The sequence below is a fragment of the Parasaccharibacter apium genome (assembly GCF_002917995.1).
Taxonomy (GTDB): Bacteria; Pseudomonadota; Alphaproteobacteria; order Acetobacterales; family Acetobacteraceae; genus Bombella; species Bombella apis.
Map to the genome: position 1 here is coordinate 1 of NZ_LMYH01000007.1, position 15,628 is coordinate 15,628.

Sequence of the window (15,628 nt, forward strand, 5' to 3'; positions counted from 1 at the left end):
TACAGAAGCTGAYMCCGGGGGGTACCGGTGCCTGCCGGGGCAGGGCCTGCCCCCGTCCGCAACTGGGGGTTGACCCTGCCGGATATGGGCGGAAATGCCCCCGGTATCAGCTTCTGTATGAGCCGTTTATGTCGATGTAACCGTGTGTCAGATCACAGGTCCAGACGCTCGCACGGCCGGATCCAAGCCCCAGATCTGCCGTGATCGTGATCTCCTGCTGGCGCATGTAGGCATTCAGCGCCTCGACATCATGGTCCTTCACACTGCCCTGGCTGGCCACCCAGTGGTCCCCGATGGCAATGGAAAGGCGGTCCCTGTCGGCAGGCTCACCACTCTTGCCAACGGCCATGACAATACGCCCCCAGTTGGCATCCTCTCCGGCAATGGCGGTTTTCACCAGCGGAGAATTGGCAATGGCCATGGCGATCCTGCGGGCGGACCCGTCATCCTGAGCTTCCTGCACATCGACACGGATCAGCTTGGTGGCACCCTCGCCATCACGGACGACCAGCAGAGCCAGCTCATGGAGCAGGTCCTTCAGGGCCGTGCGGAATTCCGCCAGGGCGGCATCCTCATGACTGCCGATCTCTTCATGCTCGGCCTGCCCGGTGGCAAAAAGCATCAGCATGTCGGATGTAGAGGTATCAGAGTCCACCGTGATGGAGTTGAAGCTCGGCCCCACGCCTTCTTCCAGCAGGGCCTGAAGGACCGGCTGGGGCAGGGAGGCATCTGTGGCGACGTAGGCCAGCATGGTGGCCATGTCCGGCGCAACCATGCCCGACCCCTTGGCTATGCCCTGGAGGCAGACCGTTGTGCTGCCGATCTTCACTTCACGACGGGCCGCCTTGGGGAAGGTGTCCGTGGTCATGATGGCCCGGGCCGCTTCTTCCCATCCATCAACATGCAGGGCTTCAATGGCTGCGGGCAGGGCAGAGAGGATCTTCTTGTAGGGAAGCGTCTCGCCAATCACCCCGGTAGAGGCCAGGAAGACATCCTCGACAGGGCAGCCCAGCTGATGGGCGACCTCTCCGGCACAGGCTACCACGGCCTCTTCCCCGGCACGACCGGTGAAGACATTTGCATTGCCGGAGTTCACCAGCAGCGCCCGGGCATGGGGCGTGCTGGCGAGCGCACGGCGACACCAAGGGATGGGAGCCCCCGGGCAGAGATTGCGGGTATAGACACCTGCGGCCGTCGTGCCAGGGGCGAACTCGACCAGCATGAGGTCGGTCCGCCCGCTGTAGCGGATGTTGGCCTCCACACCACTGAGCCGCACCCCGGCAATCGAGGTCAGCTTGGGCAGTGAGAGTGCCAGTGGGGAGCGGGGGTATGGTTTGGCCATGGCTCAGTGTGTTGCCTGTGCCGGGGCAGCGGCAGGTGCCGGTGCACTGGTGATGGGCTGGCCCTTGGCATCATAATGCACGATTCGGGCCTGCTTCTCGGCAGCTTCCACCACCTTGCGGACTTCCTGGCGTATCAGGTCGCGGCGGATCTGGTCACGCACCTGCTCAAAGCTCGGCACGGGGGCCGTGCGGGTCCCCAGAACCTGGATCACGTGCCAGCCATACTGGGTATGGACCGGCTTCTGGGTGATGGTGCCGGACTTCATGGCAAAAGCGGCGTTGGAGAAATCCGGGATCATGTCCCCACGCTTGAACCAGCCAAGATCGCCACCATTCGTGCCGCCGGATGCCTTGTCCGTGGAGAGACGGCCAGCCAGCTTGGCAAAGTCGGCCCCCTTGTTCAGCTGCCGGATGATCCCTTCAGCCTTGGCCTCGCTATCCACGAGGATGTGGCGGGCATGGACTTCCTCTTCAGGCTTCTTGGAGGCGAAATGCTCCTGATAGTAGGCCTTCAGGGCATCGTCCGTCAGCTTCGGTGCAACCTGCTCCTCCAGATAGGCATTCTGGAGCACATTGTTTGCTGCTGCTTCCATGGCAGCCTTGACAGCCGGCTTGCTGGCCAGACCGGCCTTGTCCGCCTGGAGCTGGATGGCCTTCTGGTCGATGAGCTGGTTGATCAGGAGCGGAATGATGACGGCCGGCTGGAGCTGGCGCGCCTCCGGCGGCAGGGTGGCAGCAGCGCGCTGGACATCGCCCAGGGTGATCTTCTGGTCATTCACGGTGGCGAGCAGCATGTTCGGGTCTGCTGCGGGCTTGGCCTGCGGCTGTGCGGCGGGGGCCGGCTGGGCGTCGGCGGCCACGGCCTGCGCTGTCAGCGAGGCAGAAGAGGAGACACCCCCGATAAGGGCCGTGCACAGGAGAAGAGAGCGGGAAAGCCGCATGTAAGACCTCATCATTTCGATCTGTTAAAACTCAGCCCTTTCACCATGACAAAGCCTGCCTGCCCTAGCAAGGGCTTTGGTGCCGGAAAGGCGAAGTATTGCCTATATTTTATGTTGGTACGGACGTCAGGTTGGGCTGCTGGTGCCTGACAGGGGAAAAAGCGGAGAATTGCGCTGCGTCTGGAAGCCGGACGGGGGCTTTCCCATTGACCATGATGACGAGGGCCCTTATGTCGGACATGATATGAAAAGCGTTGTGACCATCCGCAGCGGGCGTTTCCTTGTTTCCCACAGGGGAGAGGGGCGCACATGGTTGCTGGTGGCAAAATTTTCAGGGTAACTCATGCTTTCACGCCTTGCTCGCGCCCTCTTCGGCCACTCCAACGACCGCTCACTCAAGAAGTATCAGCGGCGCGTGCCGGAGATCAATGCTCTGGAGCCGCAGATGCAGGCTCTCACGGATGATGAACTGAAGGGTAAAACTGCGGAATTCCGCCAGCGTCTGGCTGAGGGTGCCTCCCTTGATGATCTCCTGGACGAGGCCTTTGCTGTCTGTCGTGAGGCCTCCCGCCGTGTGCTGGGGATGCGTCATTTTGATGTGCAGCTCATCGGGGGCATGGTCCTGCATGATGGGCGGATTGCCGAGATGCGGACGGGTGAGGGCAAGACCCTTGTCGGGACCCTGGCTGTCTATCTGAATGCCTTGTCTGGCAAGGGCGTGCATGTTGTTACCGTCAATGATTATCTGGCGAAGCGTGACGCTGAGGAAATGTCCCGCCTCTACGGCTTCCTTGGCCTGACCACCGGCGTGATCATCCCGAACCTGACGGACGACCAGCGCCGTGCGGCCTATGGAGCGGACATCACATACGGCACGAACAACGAGTTCGGCTTCGACTATCTGCGGGACAACATGAAGTATTCGCTGGATGAAATGGTCCAGCGTGCCTTCAGCTTTGCCATTGTCGATGAGGTGGACAGCATCCTCATTGATGAGGCCCGTACGCCGCTCATCATTTCCGGTCCGGCGGATGACAGCTCCGACCTTTATCGCCATGTGGATGCCGTGATTGCCCGGCTGGTGAAAGAGCCGGATGTTTATGACAAGGATGAGAAGCTGCGTACTGTCACGCTGACGGAAAAAGGCTCCGACCGTGTCGAGGAGCTGCTTCAGGAGGCGGGCCTGCTGCGTGAAGGCGGTCTGTATGACCTCCACAACGTCTCGGTCGTCCATCATGTCCAGCAGTCCCTGCGGGCCCGGACGCTTTTTACGAGGGATGTCGATTATATCGTCCGTGACGACAAGGTGATGCTGATTGACGAGTTCACGGGCCGCATGATGGATGGCCGCCGGTACTCTGATGGCCTGCATCAGGCGCTGGAAGCCAAGGAAGGTGTGGAAATCCAGCAGGAAAATCAGACGCTGGCCTCCATCACTTTCCAGAATTATTTCCGTCTCTATCCCAAGCTGGCTGGCATGACCGGCACGGCCATGACGGAAGCTGACGAATTCGCCGAGATCTACAATCTTCAGGTCGTGGAGATTCCGACCAATCTGCCCGTGCGCCGCAAGGATGCGGATGACGAGGTCTATCTCACGGCGGAAGAGAAATATGAGGCCGTGGCTGAACTCGTCCGCAAGGTGCATGAGACAGGCCAGCCCATTCTTGTCGGTACGGCCTCCATCGAGCAGAGCGAGGTTCTGTCACACCTGCTGCGGCAGAAGCGTATTCCGCATAATGTGCTGAATGCCCGGCATCATGAGCGTGAGGCCAGCATTATCGCACAGGCCGGTGCGCCGGGTGCCATCACCATCGCCACGAACATGGCAGGGCGTGGTACGGACATCAAGCTCGGTGGCAATGTCGAGATGCTGGTGGCTGAAAAGACTGCCGGTATTGAGGATGAAGCTGAGCGGGCTGCCATTGCGGAACAGGTCCGGGCGCAGGTGGCCGTTGACCACAAGCGGGTACATGAGCTTGGTGGGCTGTATGTCATCGGGACGGAGCGGCATGAGAGCCGCCGGGTGGACAACCAGCTGCGTGGGCGGTCTGGCCGTCAGGGTGACCCGGGCAATTCCCGCTTTTTCCTTTCCCTTCAGGATGACCTCATCCGCATTTTCGGCTCCGACCGCATGGGGGCGATGATGCAGAAGATGGGTCTCAAGCGGGGTGAGGCCATCGTGCATCCGTGGCTGAACCGTGCGCTGGAAAAGGCGCAGAAGAAGGTCGAGGCCCGCAACTTCGACATGCGCAAGAACACGCTGAAATACGATGATGTCATGAATGCACAGCGCAAGGAGGTCTATGCCCAGCGCCGTGAATATATGGCATCCGCCGATGTGTCTGGCGTGATTGCCGAGATGCGGGGGAAGGTGATTGAAGAGCTCGTCCATGCCCATATTCCGGAGAATTCCTTTGTGGAGGCCTGGGATGTGGATGGCCTTGCTGGTGAGCTGCATCGCATCCTGAATCTGGACATGCCGATTGCCGACTGGGCAAAAGAAGATGGCATGGATGAGGAGCATCTGATCGACCGCATCGAAGAAACAGCCACGAAGGCCCATGCAGCCCGTTCAGCGACTGTTGGCCCGGAAATGATGCGGTTGATCGAGAAGCATATTCTTCTGACATCATTCGATGCGGCATGGAAAGAACATCTGCACGGGCTGGACCAGATGCGTCAGGGGATTGGCCTGCGGGCTTATGCCCAGCGTGACCCGCTGAACGAGTACAAGCAGGAAGCCTTCCAGATGTTCACATACATGCTGGAGGACCTGCGGCTGCGTGTCGTGCAGTCTGTCGGGCATGTCCAGCCTGTCAGCGAGGCACCGTCCATGCCGCCGGGGCCGACTGCCTTCATGGAGGAGGATGGTCCCGCTGATGAGGAGGCGCTGGATACGGCCACGCTGGCCCGCTGGCTCAATGAGGTCCCCCGCAATGCTCCCTGTCCCTGCGGGTCCGGGCAGAAATTCAAGCACTGCCACGGCAGGATGATCTGAGAAGGCGGGCTGCTTCCTGCTGGGGGCAGCCCCTTCTGATGCACGGTGTGCTGGTGCATGGTAATGGGTGTTTCAACATTGTTTTGGGAGAAGTAAGGTCCATGGCAGGACATTCACAGTTCAAGAACATCATGCACCGCAAAGGTGCGCAGGATGCCAAGCGCGCCAAGCAGTTTGCCAAGGTCATCCGTGAGATCACGGTGGCCACACGGTCCGGCATGCCAGACCCGGCCATGAACCCCCGCCTGCGTGCTGCCATCACGGCAGCCCGTGAGGTCAACATGCCCAAGGATACGGTCGAGCGTGCCATCAAGAAGGCCAGCGGTGCCGGTGGTGGTGAGGATTATGTGGCCGTCCGTTATGAGGGCTACGGTCCGGCTGGTGTGGCCATCATCATCGAGGGGCTGACCGATAACCGCAACCGTACGGCCTCCGAAGTCCGGGCGGCTTTCTCCAAGCATGGTGGTTCCATGGGAGAAACCAATTCCGTGTCCTTTGGCTTTGACCATATCGGCGTGATCACCTATCCGCAGGATGCTGCTTCTGAGGATGACATGCTGGAAGCCGCCATTGAAGCCGGGGCTGATAACGTGGAGACCACGGAAGACGGCCACGAAATCACCACGGCCATGGAGGCCCTGATGAGCGTGCGTGATGCGCTGGAAGGCCGTTTTGGCGAACCCCGTTCCGCCAAGCTGGACTGGCGTCCGCAGACGACCGTCACGCTGGATGAGGATCAGGCCCGCTCCGTTCTCAAGCTGATTGACGTGCTTGAGGAGAATGACGATGTGCAGGCCGTCTATGCCAATTTCGACCTCCCTGATGAGGTGGCCGAGGCTCTGGCAGCTTGATCCGTCTCATGGGGATCGACCCCGGCCTGCGTTTCATGGGCTGGGGTATCGTGGATGTGGAGGGGAACCGCCTGCGCCATGTGGCTGACGGTGTGCTGGCGACCCAGAGCGGTGATGACGTTCCCCGCCGTCTGTGCGACCTGCATGAGGGGCTGATGAGGCTCATCCAGCAGTATGGTCCTGCAGAAGCTGCCGTTGAGGAAACCTATGTGAACCGCAACGGCTCCTCCACGCTCAAGCTGGGCTATGCCCGTGGCGTGGCCCTGCTTGTGCCCGCCCTTGCCGGGCTGAGCGTGCATGAATATGGGGCCATGGCTGTGAAGCGGGCTGTGGTTGGTACGGGGGCGGCCACGAAGGAGCAGGTCAGCATGATGGTCCGCCGTCTGTTGCCGGGGGCGGAGGTCCGGCGGGCTGATGCGTCCGATGCACTGGCTATCGCCATCTGCCATGCCCATCATCGGGCCAGTGCCCGGCATGTAGCCGCAGGAGTACGCATGGCATGATCGGACAGCTGACAGGCCTTGTCTCTCATATCGATGGTGATCACTGCCTCATTGATGTGAATGGGGTGGGGTATGTTGTCTCAGCCTCCAGCCATACGCTGGGGCTGCTGCCCCGCCCGCCGGAAGTCGCCCGTGTACTGGTGGAAACGGTTGTGCGGGAAGATGCCATCCAGCTCTTTGGTTTTGCGGAGGCGGATGAGCAGGCATGGTTCCGTCTTCTCACGACCGTTCAGGGTGTAGGGGCCCGTGTGGCTCTGGCCATTCTGTCAGTCAGCCGCCCCAGTCTGCTCTGGCAGGCTGTCCATGCTGAGGACAGGACAGCCTTTACGCAGGCTGCCGGGGTTGGCCCCAAGCTGGCAGTCCGCCTCCTGACGGAGCTCAGGAGCAAAGTGGCCAAAATGCCGGCTCCTGCCAGCATGAGTGGGACGTCCATGAGTGCTGGGGGGGGCGGAGCAGCCATCAGTACCAGCCTGCATGGCAGTGCCGGGCTGGAGCAGGATGCCCTCATGGCGCTGGAAGGGCTGGGCTTCCGTCGGGCTGAAAGCTGGCCCATCATCAGCCGTCTCATTGGAGACCACGTTGGGGAAGGGCTGGATGTCATCATCCGTCTTGCTCTCAAGGAACTGGCCCGGTAGGCAGAGGGTAGAGGGAAAGAACGGGGCCGATGAACCAGTTTGTGCCAGATATGCCGCCCGGCCGTGCGCCGGAGACGGATGCCACACGCCAGCCGGAGGATGTGGCCGATGCCACCCTGCGGCCGCAGACCCTGGCCGACTTTACGGGCCAGAAAGCCAGTCGGGAAAATCTCTCCATCTTCATCGAGGCAGCCCGCAAACGGGGTGATGCGCTGGACCATGTCCTGCTGCATGGCCCGCCGGGGCTGGGAAAGACGACTCTTGCGCAGATCGTCTCCCGTGAGCTTGGCGTGGGCTTTCGTGCCACGTCCGGGCCGGTGATCCAGCGGGCTGGAGACCTTGCGGCCATCCTGACAAATCTTCAGCCTCGTGATGTGCTGTTCATTGATGAGATTCATCGTCTCCAGCCAGCGATTGAGGAAATCCTCTATCCGGCGATGGAGGACTTCCAGCTGGACCTCGTCATCGGGGAAGGCCCCGCGGCCCGTTCCGTGCGGATTGATCTGGCGCCTTTCACGCTCGTGGCAGCCACGACACGGTCCGGCCTGCTGGCCACACCATTGCGGGACCGGTTCGGCATTCCGTTGCGTCTGGTGTTCTATACGCCTGATGAATTGCGGCAGATCGTCAGCCGGGGGGCGGGGAAGCTGGGCATGGCCCTGACAGATGAAGGAGCCGAGGAAATTGCCCGCCGTTCCCGAGGGACGCCGCGCATTGCCGGAAGGCTGCTGCGCCGCGTGCGGGACTTTGCGCTTGTGGCGAAGAAAGAGATTGTTGACCGTGCGCTGGCAGATGCAGCCCTCTCCCGGCTGGAGGTGGACAGTCATGGTCTTGATGCGATGGACAGGCGCTATCTGCGCCGCATTGCCGAGCATCACAGGGGTGGCCCAGTAGGGGTGGAAACTCTGGCAGCAGCTTTGGCAGAAGCCCGTGATACGCTGGAGGACGTCGTGGAACCCTATCTGATACAGGAAGGGCTCGTCCTGCGGACCTCACGGGGGCGGATGCTGGGTGAACCGGGCTGGCGTTATCTCGGTCTCACACCGCCATCAGACAATCTGGCACCACGGTTCCTGTAGGGGCCGTCATCGGGGGAGAACAGCATGGCGGCACATCACTGTCAGTTCCGTATCTATTATGAGGATACAGATGCAGGGGGCATCGTTTATCATGCCCGGTATCTGGGTTTTGCCGAACGGGCCCGGGCCGAGGCCTTGCGCAGCCTTGGGCTTGGCGTCGGAGAGATGGCAGAACAGGATGGAATCGGTTTTGTCGTCAGGCAGCTGGGTATCCGGTATCATGCGCCCCTGCGGCTGGATGAACTGATGGATGTGGAGACGGTGCTGCTTCAGATGTCGGGAGCCCGGCTGAATCTGCGGCAGGTCATCACCAATCTTTCCCGTGAGGGGCAGAAGTCAGTGGTGATTGAGGTGGAACTGGCCTGCCTGAAGCTGGCTGGCATGAGCCCCTTGCGTCTTCCGGCATCCTACAGGGAAAAACTCTCAGGACTGACGGTGCCGGAAGAACGTTCCGCCTGACAAAAGATTTAAAGATAAAGATGTTTGCTCTTTCTGCGTCCTGTGCCATTGAAAAAGGAGCATCCTGCCGCAACATGGGGCAGTAGTCCTTTATCCAACAGAACCATAGAAAACAGGAGAAAGCGGAGTGGATCAGGCTGTGAATTCGAGTGCTCTGGGTGCTGCCGGGGCAGCGGGGCTTTCGCCCTTTCATCTGTTCCTGAATGCTTCGCTGGCTGTGCAGCTGGTCATGATCGGGCTGGTGCTGTGCAGCATTTTTGTGTGGGCGGTGATTGTGGAGAAGGTGCTTCTCCTCCGCCGGGTCAATCGCGAGGCCACGGGGTTTGAGGACAGATTCTGGTCCGGCGGGTCTCTGGATGATCTTTATGACAGCGAGGGTGCCCGGCCTGTCCATCCGATGGCTGCCGTTTTCGGGGCGGCGATGGGGGAGTGGCGTCGGTCCTCCCGTATTGCGGGCATTGACGTGATTCATGGGGGTACGTCCGAGCGCATCGACCGGGCCATCAGCATTACGGTCGCTCGTGAGACCGAACGTCTGAGCCGCTACCTCGTCATGCTGGCCACCATCGGCCCGGTAGCTCCGTTTGTCGGGCTGTTCGGGACGGTCTGGGGTATCATGCACGCATTCAGCTCCATCGCTTCCATGCACAATACGAACCTCTCCGTCGTGGCACCGGGCATTTCCGAGGCCCTGTTTGCGACGGCCATCGGTCTGCTCACGGCCATCCCGGCCTATGTGGCCTACAACCTCATCAGCCGTAGCGTGGACAATTTTGCTGAGCGGATGGAAGGCTTCGGGACCGAGTTTGCAGCCATCCTCTCCCGCCAGTCCGAAGAGCGCGGCAGCGGGAGGGGCTGAGCATCATGGAGGCTTCATCACGCAGTGGACGCAGGGGCAGGCGGCGGAGCCAGCCTGAGGCTGGCATCAATGTCACCCCACTGGTGGATGTCATGCTCGTGCTGCTCATCATCTTCATGGTGACGGCACCGATGCTGACCAGCGGTGTGAATGTCGATCTGCCGCAGACAAGCGCCAAGCCGGTCAACTCGGACGACAAACCCATTACGGTATCCATCAAGAGCGACGGCAGCCTGTATCTGGGGGATGACCCTGTCAGTGGGGATGACCTCGTGACACGGCTGAAGCAGATGGCAAGCGATGATCCTGGCCGTCGCATCTTTGTGCGGGCCGATGCCCATATCGACTATGGCAAGGTGATGAGCACGATGGGGCAGATCACATCTGGCGGCTTCACGCATGTTGCCCTGCTGGCACAGCAGCCGCAGGGCGGCCAGTAAGGAGAGACTGTGTGAGCCTCTCTGCGTCATCACCGTTTGACGAAACACCACCGCCCTATCAGCGGCGGGAAAGGAAGCAGTCCAGCCTGGTGACGGGCGGGGTGCTGGCTTCCCTGCTGCTGCATGGGGGAGTGCTGGGCTTTCTGCTCTGGCATCCACAGCCACCGCTGCCGGAACCTCAGCCGGACGAGCAGACGGTCACCATGGTGTATGAGACGACCGGCGGGGCCCGGCCAGCGGCCCGGTCTTCTCACAAGGCCGAGGTTCCGGCGCCGCAGGCACCTACGGAGACAAAGGCCCCACCGGCGCCACAGCCACCCAAGCCGAAGCCGGTTGAGCCACCTCCGCCCGCTCCGCCACCACCCCGGCCTGTACAGGCTGCGCCGGAACCTTCCCATGTGGCGGTGAAAACGCCGGTCCAGCAGCGTGCTCCCGTGCAGGAAAAGGGTGAGGTGAGTGAACAGGCAAAGCCGAAGCCGGAGCCCGTGCATAAGCAGGCACAGGTCAAGGCGCCGGATCACAAGGTGGAAAAGCCCCCTGCCAAGCCGCAGCTCTCCCATACCCAGCAGGAGCATGAGGCCAAAAAAACGCAGGAGGACAGCCGCTCCCTGCTGGCCACGCTGGATGAGTACCGGAGCCAGGAGAAGCAGGAGCGCCCGCCCAAGGCGATGCCCAATCAGGCGCAGGGTGGGTCACCCCGTGGTGGTGGCCGTCCTGATGGCGATACCGGGGCGCTGACAAGTGGTGAGCAGAATGCCATCGGGTCGTCCGTGCAGCGCTGCTACCAGGAGGATACGCTGGCCCGGAATTACCAGAATTTCTCTGCCCGCATGATGGTGACGGTGGATGCCTCCGGCGAGGCCCGCATGGTCACATTTCTGCCGGAGACCCGTGCCCGTATGGCAGCGGATCCGACCTATCGGGTCCAGGCCGAGCGGGCGAGGGATGCCGTGTTGAGCCCAACCTGTTCCCGCCTGCCCGTGCCGAAGCGCCTGCTGGGGCAGGTGCGGCAGTTCCGTTTTCTGTTCAAGCCCTGAGGCTGGATTTATCTGAGGTTGTTTCATGTCGTTTTTTTCTGATACCGAAGCCGGCATCCTCCAGCGGCATCTGTCCCGCCGCTCCCTTCTGGGCGGTGCTGCCGCCAGTGGTGTGCTTGTCACGCCGCTGGCTCTTCTGGGCGGGACGGCCCGGGCAGCAGGTGACAGCGCTCCGGCAGAGATCACGGTCGCTGGCGCCCATCAGGCCCCCATTCCCATCGTGATTCCTGATTTCGGGCCGGGGCTGGGGAACCAGATTTCTGGCGTCATTTCGGCCGACCTGTCCAGCACGGGGCTTTTCCAGGTCATGGGGGGAACGGTACCGGCTTCCGTTCAGCCGGATTTCTCGGCACTGAAGGGCCGTGGGGCCCGTGTGGCTGTGGCCGGCAGTGCCGCCGGGTCTGACAGCGTGCGGGTCGAGATGCGCCTTTGGGACGTTGTGGCGGGCCAGCAGATGGAAGGTCGGGCCTATACGGCCTCCCAGAGCAACTGGCGCCGCATTGCACACATCATTGCGGATGCCATCTACAAGCGCCTGCTGGGCGAGGATGGTTATTTCGATACCCGCATCGCCTATATTTCCCGTACAGGTCCCCGGCGGCATCAGTCCACCCGTCTGGCCATCATGGATCAGGATGGGGCCAATGCCCACATGCTGACCAATGGCAGCTGGCTGACGCTGGAACCCCGCTTCAGCCCGATCAGCGAGCAGCTGGCATTTCTGTCCTATGCCAACAATCGGCCCCGTGTGTATGTCTATGACCTCAATACGGGACAGCAGACCATTCTGGGCACGTTCGAGGGTATCTCTTTCGCTCCCCGCTTTTCTCCTGATGGGCGGAGCATCATCCTGTCCGCCACGACAAGGGATGGCGGGGCGGATCTGTATCTGATTGATCTGGCGACCCAGCATCGGCGTCGTCTGACATCGGCCCCGGGTGTGATTGATACCAGCCCGTGCTTCAGCCCGGATGGCCAGAACATCGTCTTCAACTCCGACCGTGGCGGTTCGCCACAACTTTACGTGATGAGCGTCAATGGTGGGGATGCCCGGCGCATTTCCTACGGCCATGGTCACTATGGCTCGCCCGTGTGGTCACCAAGAGGGGACCAGATCGCTTTTGTCCGCATTGGTTCAGGGGGGTTCACCCTTGGCGTGATGGGGCCGGATGGCGTTGGTGAGCGGTCTCTGACACAGGGCTTCACGGTGGAAAGCCCAAGCTTTGCTCCCAATGGCCGTGCGCTGGCATTCTGTCGCCAGAATGCGGCAGGGGCTGGGGGAGCGGGCTTCAGCTCTTCCATCGCCGTGATTGACGTGGCAGGCTTCAATGAGCATATCATTCCTACTACGACCGGGGCTTCTGACCCGGCCTGGTCGCCGCTGCGGCGCTGAGCGCAGGGAATGTTTTTCTGGCCATGGGAGACCTTGTGCTCCCATGGCATCGGTGGCCTTCGGGCTGCCAGCCGCCTTTCCCCATCTGCGTCTTGCAGGTGGGTGAAAAACTCCCCATCTACTGGGGTGCATCTTTTTGCAGGAGATTGTCATGAAGTTGAAGATGTTCGCCGTGCTGGGCATGGCCTGCGCTCTGACCGCCTGTAGTGGTAACCACAAGGACCACGACAACAATGGCGATGGGCAGAACATGCAGCAGATGAGCCAAGGTCCCGTTCCGGGCAGCCAGGCTGATCTGGTCGCCACTGCCGGGGACCGCGTCTATTTCGAGCTGAACAAGAACCAGCTCAACAGCGAAGGCCGTGCCACGCTGGACAAGCAGGCTGCCTGGCTTGCCCGTTACCCGCAGGTCAACATCCTGGTGGCTGGCAACTGTGACGACCGTGGCACCGAGGAGTATAACATTGCTCTGGGTCAGCGTCGTGCCAATGCCGCCCGTGAGTATCTGGAGGCCAAGGGTGTGGCGCCGTCCCGTATCATGACGATCTCTTATGGTAAGGACCGGCCGACGGCTGATGGTGATACGCCGGAAGCATGGGCACAGAACCGTAACGCCATTACGTCTGTCCGTTAAAGCAGGCCCGGTTCCGGGAAACCTGTAGGAAGGGGCAGATGATGCCCTTTCCGGGAAAGGTCGGGCCGGTTGAGGAAACCGGCCCGATTTTTTTTATGTGTGATGATTGCCTGTCCGTTGGGAGATGAGATCATGGGTCATTCTGCTCGGCCTGTTCTGGGGCCTGTTTCAGCCATTCTGAAAAGTGCGCTGGGGGCCATGCTGCTCTCCTGCACGGCAAGCGCAGCATTTGCTCCGGCATGGGCGGAGGATGGTCTCTCCCGCGAGGCCATCATGCGGCAGCATCAGGCACTGGCCCGTCAGCATGATGGTGGTGGCCTGGGTGATGGTGTGGGCAGTGTTGATGAGCAGGGTGAGGATCTTTCCGCTCCCCTTCCGACATCCAGCGGTGATGACAGCAACCGGTCTTCGGGTGTTTCATCAGGGCGTAGCGGAGGCGATCTTGTGGCCAATCTGCTGGAGCGTGTGAATTCTCTGGAGAGCCAGGTGCGGGAGATGCATGGCCAGATGGAGCAGATGAGCAATCAGCTTCATCAGGATGAGGCTGCGGTGGCGAAGCAGATGGGGGACATGCAGTTTGCCCTCGAGAATGGTCATCATGCTGCGCCCCGTCCGGCTCCCGAAGCCGGGGAAGCGGCGGCATCAGCCCCGGCGGCGGTCGTAGCGGCGCCGCCGGCAACGCCACAGGCAACCTCCGTGGCCGATACCCTCAAGGCAGGTCGTGCGGCCCTGAAGGCCCATCAGTATGAGGCTGCGGAGACACAGGCCCGGCAGGCCCTCAAGCAGAGCAAGACGGGCTGGAGCCGCACGGAGGCCCAGTATCTGCTGGCGCAGTCGCTGGCCGGGCAGAAATCCTACAAGAATGCCGCACTGACCTACTACGATGTGTACAGCCATTCGCCTGATTCCCCACGGGCACCAGAGGCCCTGCTGGGTGTTTCGGCGTCCATGCTGGCACTGGGCAACAGGACGGCATCCTGCGAGGCCCTGCAACGGCTGCACAAGGAATTCCCCAATGCTTCGGCCCGGGTGAAGTCGTCCGAGAAAATTTTCAGCGAGCGGGCAGGCTGTCATTAAGGAGCATGGTGGGGACGACGGAGCTGGATAAAGATGGGGTGAGGCCCGTCACGCCCGGTGAGTTTTCTGACATCATGTCCCGGATCGGTCCTGTGGGGCCGGATGAGGCGGCGCATCCACTCTGCATCGCCGTGTCTGGTGGGGGCGATTCCATGGCATTGGCCCTGCTGGCCCGGGGGTGGAGGCGCCATGTTCTGGCGCTGGTCGTGGATCATGCCCTGCGGCCTGAATCGGCCGGGGAAGCTGCTCTGACCTGCCAGCGTCTTGCGGAACTGGATATTCCGGCACGGCAGCTCACGTTGGCCCCTCTCAGGCCCGGCGGGATACAGAACCGGGCCAGAGAAGCCCGTTTCGGTGTTCTGGAAAGTGCCTGTATCGACGCTGGAGGTTCCGTTCTGCTGGTGGCGCATCATGAGGCAGACCAGGAGGAAACACTCTGGATGCGTCAGGAGCGGGGCAGTGGACCCCGGGGACTGTGTGGCATGGCGGCCCGGACTGTGCGGGGGCGGATCACTCTGCTGAGGCCGTTATTGGGGATTCGGCCGGAACGGCTGAAAATGACGCTGCGCACCGCTGGGGTGTCCTGGTGTGAGGACCCATCAAATCAGAACCGCCGTTTCCGCCGTGTGGAAGTCCGGCAGGATCTGACAGATGCCGGGCGGCGGGCGATGCATGTTCTCAGGCAGGATGCCTGTGCCAGACAGAAGAGGGTTGAGGATCGGCTGGCGGCTCTCATGGCCTGTGGGGTGGCCTGGCAGCCGGAAGGATGGCTGAAACTTGCACCGGAAATTCTTCAGCTGGGGGGCGGTGAGGATCATGACACGGAGCCGTTGCTGGAGGATGAATTGCTGGGGCGGCTGATCCGCCTTGTGGGGGGGCAGGATTATGTGCCTTCCCGTCAGGCTGTTGTGGCCCTGCGGCGGGCTGGAAAAGGCTCTCTGGGGCGGGTCTGCCTGCATCCTCTCCGGGGGCGGGAAACAGGCTGGATGCTGTACCGCGAGGCCAGGAATCTGACGGAAAAGCGTCCGGCCCGGCATGGGCAGTGCTGGGACGGGCGCTGGCGGTATCTGGGGCCTGATCATGCGGATGCGGTCGTGGCGGCTCTGGGGCCGTGGCAGCGGGCGGGCCGGGCCGTTCCGGCCTGTGTTCTGCCCGCTCTGCCTGCCCTGTGGGTTGGGGGTGAACCTGTTGCAGTTCCAGAGGGCATGAGAGGGCTGCGGCCCGACCTGCCCCGTGTGACTTTTGTCTGGGATGGGGGAACGCCCCTGACAGGGGAACGGGACTGGACGGGATGAAACAGGCCGTGCGAATGAGGCGGAATCAGGGTTTTTCATCCATTTTGGCCTGATGGGGGTGGGAACGCTGCCAGAAATACC

At 61.7% G+C, this 15,628-nt stretch carries 15 protein-coding genes; 13 read left to right on the forward strand and 2 right to left on the reverse strand.

Features of this window, described 5'->3' with window-relative positions; genetic code table 11:
* Positions 1-106 precede the first annotated feature (106 nt).
* The gene (gene argJ, locus ASO19_RS02895) at positions 107-1,342 is read right to left on the reverse strand and encodes a bifunctional glutamate N-acetyltransferase/amino-acid acetyltransferase ArgJ (protein WP_043560878.1); all 1,236 of its coding nucleotides are present in this window, start codon (positions 1,340-1,342) and stop codon (positions 107-109) included.
* A gap of 3 nt (positions 1,343-1,345) precedes the next feature.
* Positions 1,346-2,284: a peptidylprolyl isomerase gene (locus tag ASO19_RS02900; protein WP_043560875.1), complete on the reverse strand. Its 939-nt coding sequence runs from the start codon at positions 2,282-2,284 to the stop codon at positions 1,346-1,348.
* A gap of 343 nt (positions 2,285-2,627) precedes the next feature.
* On the opposite strand from ASO19_RS02900, the gene secA reads away from it, so the two are divergent.
* The 13 genes from secA (at position 2,628) to tilS (ending at position 15,547) form a co-directional block, all read left to right on the forward strand.
* Positions 2,628-5,285 (forward strand): preprotein translocase subunit SecA, encoded by a 2,658-nt coding sequence (gene secA, locus ASO19_RS02905; RefSeq protein WP_043560873.1) that lies wholly within the window; start codon positions 2,628-2,630, stop codon positions 5,283-5,285.
* Positions 5,286-5,386: 101 nt separating this feature from the next.
* Positions 5,387-6,136 carry a YebC/PmpR family DNA-binding transcriptional regulator gene (locus ASO19_RS02910; protein WP_043560868.1) on the forward strand — a complete coding sequence of 250 codons (750 nt, stop codon included), beginning with the start codon at positions 5,387-5,389 and terminating at the stop codon, positions 6,134-6,136.
* The gene (gene ruvC, locus ASO19_RS02915) at positions 6,133-6,639 is read left to right on the forward strand and encodes a crossover junction endodeoxyribonuclease RuvC (RefSeq protein ID WP_043560866.1); all 507 of its coding nucleotides are present in this window, start codon (positions 6,133-6,135) and stop codon (positions 6,637-6,639) included. Before ASO19_RS02910 ends, ruvC begins: the two co-directional genes overlap by 4 nt.
* Positions 6,636-7,274, forward strand: a complete 639-nt coding sequence (gene ruvA / locus ASO19_RS02920) for a Holliday junction branch migration protein RuvA (RefSeq protein WP_043560863.1) — start codon at positions 6,636-6,638, stop codon at positions 7,272-7,274. The genes ruvC and ruvA overlap by 4 nt, the downstream gene beginning before the upstream one ends.
* Before the next feature lie 29 nt (positions 7,275-7,303).
* Positions 7,304-8,353 carry a Holliday junction branch migration DNA helicase RuvB gene (gene ruvB, locus ASO19_RS02925; RefSeq protein WP_373364562.1) on the forward strand — a complete coding sequence of 350 codons (1,050 nt, stop codon included), beginning with the start codon at positions 7,304-7,306 and terminating at the stop codon, positions 8,351-8,353.
* A 24-nt stretch (positions 8,354-8,377) separates the two neighbouring features.
* On the forward strand, positions 8,378-8,812 hold the full coding sequence (locus tag ASO19_RS02930) for a YbgC/FadM family acyl-CoA thioesterase (RefSeq protein WP_043560860.1): 435 nt from the start codon (positions 8,378-8,380) through the stop codon (positions 8,810-8,812).
* A 127-nt stretch (positions 8,813-8,939) separates the two neighbouring features.
* Positions 8,940-9,671 carry a protein TolQ gene (tolQ, locus tag ASO19_RS02935; protein ID WP_043560857.1) on the forward strand — a complete coding sequence of 244 codons (732 nt, stop codon included), beginning with the start codon at positions 8,940-8,942 and terminating at the stop codon, positions 9,669-9,671.
* 5 nt (positions 9,672-9,676) lie between these two features.
* Complete coding sequence (gene tolR, locus ASO19_RS02940; protein WP_043560856.1) at positions 9,677-10,111, forward strand: protein TolR; 435 nt, start codon at positions 9,677-9,679, stop codon at positions 10,109-10,111.
* Positions 10,112-10,122: 11 nt separating this feature from the next.
* Positions 10,123-11,148: a hypothetical protein gene (locus ASO19_RS02945; RefSeq protein WP_052349152.1), complete on the forward strand. Its 1,026-nt coding sequence runs from the start codon at positions 10,123-10,125 to the stop codon at positions 11,146-11,148.
* Between the two features lie 25 nt (positions 11,149-11,173).
* Positions 11,174-12,541, forward strand: a complete 1,368-nt coding sequence (gene tolB, locus ASO19_RS02950; protein ID WP_043560854.1) for a Tol-Pal system beta propeller repeat protein TolB — start codon at positions 11,174-11,176, stop codon at positions 12,539-12,541.
* A 151-nt stretch (positions 12,542-12,692) separates the two neighbouring features.
* Positions 12,693-13,175 carry a peptidoglycan-associated lipoprotein Pal gene (pal, locus tag ASO19_RS02955; RefSeq protein WP_043560851.1) on the forward strand — a complete coding sequence of 161 codons (483 nt, stop codon included), beginning with the start codon at positions 12,693-12,695 and terminating at the stop codon, positions 13,173-13,175.
* A gap of 132 nt (positions 13,176-13,307) precedes the next feature.
* The gene (locus ASO19_RS02960; protein ID WP_181005188.1) at positions 13,308-14,252 is read left to right on the forward strand and encodes a tetratricopeptide repeat protein; all 945 of its coding nucleotides are present in this window, start codon (positions 13,308-13,310) and stop codon (positions 14,250-14,252) included.
* 5 nt (positions 14,253-14,257) lie between these two features.
* On the forward strand, positions 14,258-15,547 hold the full coding sequence (tilS, locus tag ASO19_RS02965) for a tRNA lysidine(34) synthetase TilS (RefSeq protein WP_103765356.1): 1,290 nt from the start codon (positions 14,258-14,260) through the stop codon (positions 15,545-15,547).
* Positions 15,548-15,628 lie beyond the last annotated feature (81 nt).

Coding starts and splice junctions, on each gene's coding strand:
- argJ (WP_043560878.1), bottom strand. CDS start 1,342: ATGGCCAAACCATACCCCCGCTCCCCACTGGCACTCTCACTGCCCAAG.
- ASO19_RS02900 (WP_043560875.1), bottom strand. CDS start 2,284: ATGCGGCTTTCCCGCTCTCTTCTCCTGTGCACGGCCCTTATCGGGGGT.
- secA (WP_043560873.1), top strand. CDS start 2,628: ATGCTTTCACGCCTTGCTCGCGCCCTCTTCGGCCACTCCAACGACCGC.
- ASO19_RS02910 (WP_043560868.1), top strand. CDS start 5,387: ATGGCAGGACATTCACAGTTCAAGAACATCATGCACCGCAAAGGTGCG.
- ruvA (WP_043560863.1), top strand. CDS start 6,636: ATGATCGGACAGCTGACAGGCCTTGTCTCTCATATCGATGGTGATCAC.
- ruvB (WP_373364562.1), top strand. CDS start 7,304: ATGAACCAGTTTGTGCCAGATATGCCGCCCGGCCGTGCGCCGGAGACG.
- ASO19_RS02930 (WP_043560860.1), top strand. CDS start 8,378: ATGGCGGCACATCACTGTCAGTTCCGTATCTATTATGAGGATACAGAT.
- tolR (WP_043560856.1), top strand. CDS start 9,677: ATGGAGGCTTCATCACGCAGTGGACGCAGGGGCAGGCGGCGGAGCCAG.
- tolB (WP_043560854.1), top strand. CDS start 11,174: ATGTCGTTTTTTTCTGATACCGAAGCCGGCATCCTCCAGCGGCATCTG.
- pal (WP_043560851.1), top strand. CDS start 12,693: ATGAAGTTGAAGATGTTCGCCGTGCTGGGCATGGCCTGCGCTCTGACC.
- ASO19_RS02960 (WP_181005188.1), top strand. CDS start 13,308: ATGGGTCATTCTGCTCGGCCTGTTCTGGGGCCTGTTTCAGCCATTCTG.
- tilS (WP_103765356.1), top strand. CDS start 14,258: ATGGTGGGGACGACGGAGCTGGATAAAGATGGGGTGAGGCCCGTCACG.